Source organism: Christiangramia sp. (assembly GCF_029937855.1).
In the GTDB taxonomy this organism is placed as follows: Bacteria; Bacteroidota; Bacteroidia; order Flavobacteriales; family Flavobacteriaceae; genus Christiangramia.
On the sequence record NZ_JAPYPC010000075.1, the window covers coordinates 1 to 1,452 of the forward strand.

Genomic DNA, 1,452 nt, shown 5'->3' on the forward strand with positions numbered 1-1,452 from the left:
TTATTGGCGATGAGCATCAATGAAAAAGCAGTAATCGGTTATCTTTAAAATTCACCATAAACATTAAAGATATGGAAACCCGAGTTACTGCCTTACCAAAGTTATTCATTGGCCTTGATATCCACAAGTCCAGCTGGAAGATTCACTGTAGTACTGATCTTTTTTCTGGTAAATCCTTCAGTATGGAGCCCCATTGTGAGATTCTTTATAAATATGTCCAGAAGCATTATCCAGATCACCAGGTTAGTATTGCCTACGAAGCAGGATGCTTTGGCTATGCTGCACACCGGGAGTTTGAATCTTACGGATGGCAGTCTCTGGTAGTAAATCCAGCAGATATACATCGTAAGGGAAAAGAACAGTATACTAAGACCGATCGTATCGATGCCCAACTCATTAGTCGGGAACTCAAAGATGGTCGTCTGGAGAGTATTGGAATTGTTGGGGAAGAGCGAGAATGTTTTCGAAGCTTATTTAGAAGACGGTATAGTCTTAGTAAAGATCTTCGTCGTATTAAAAGTATGATTAAGATGCAACTCTTGTATTTTGGTGTGAAACTTCCTGCGCAATTCGATAACGATCATTGGAGTCACGCCTTTCGCAATTGGCTGGAGGATCAGGAATTCTCTCATGATACGGCCACAGAAAGTCTTGCCAGTAAGCTTCGAAGTTTTCGATTTCTGGACCAGGAATTTCGACATATCTCTAATCAATTGAGAGCTTATGCGCGCAAGCACTATAAAAAGGATTATTACCTGCTAAAAAGTGTACCTGGAATTGGAGGGATTGTAGCAGCAGGGATTCTGGCAGAACTTGGAGATCTTAGGAGATTTAATACTTTGAAGCATTTGGCTGGCTATGTAGGAATAGCTCCTGGTATTTATCAGAGTGGGACTACTTCTCGAACCACCGGGATGACTCCCAGGGCACAACGCCTAATGCGATCTTATTTTGTGGAAGCCTCTTGGCAGGCTGTACGAACAGATCCCATCATGCAGGCCTATTATCGAAAGCATGTAGGGAAGGATAGTAAGAAGATCATTATCAAGGTGGCTCATAAGTTACTGAGTCGGACTTTAGCAGTTATAAAAACAGAAACTCCTTATGAAATAGGAGTCATAGCATGAAAATAATATAAATGACCAAGCCCTAGACAAACTTATCCTGTATCACACAACAACGGTGGTGGCCATATTGGATCACATTTTTATGAGCAAGTGGACAGGATTATATAACCGGAATCATAGCGATGCAGGTGGCGATTCAAAGTAGTTGACCACAAATAGGAGCCCGGGCAGGTTATTAAGTATTGAATTATTGACAAGCAACTCCCAGAGTGAAAAGGCTTGTCAACCAATTCAACACTACAAAATCATCATCATAATGAGATAAGAAAAAATAAAATATTAAATTTGAGAGAAGCGATTATTGCTTTTCATAGGAACCGTTGTT

Annotated in this window: 1 protein-coding gene; it reads left to right on the forward strand. The window is 40.5% G+C overall.

Annotation, left to right across the window (positions count from 1 at the left end):
- Window positions 1–71: 71 nt before the first annotated feature.
- On the forward strand, window positions 72–1,127 hold the full coding sequence (locus tag Q1K34_RS17945; RefSeq protein ID WP_300442115.1) for an IS110 family transposase: 1,056 nt from the start codon (window positions 72–74) through the stop codon (window positions 1,125–1,127).
- The last annotated feature ends 325 nt before the right edge of the window (window positions 1,128–1,452 follow it).

Coding starts and splice junctions, on each gene's coding strand:
- Q1K34_RS17945 (WP_300442115.1), top strand. CDS start 72: ATGGAAACCCGAGTTACTGCCTTACCAAAGTTATTCATTGGCCTTGAT.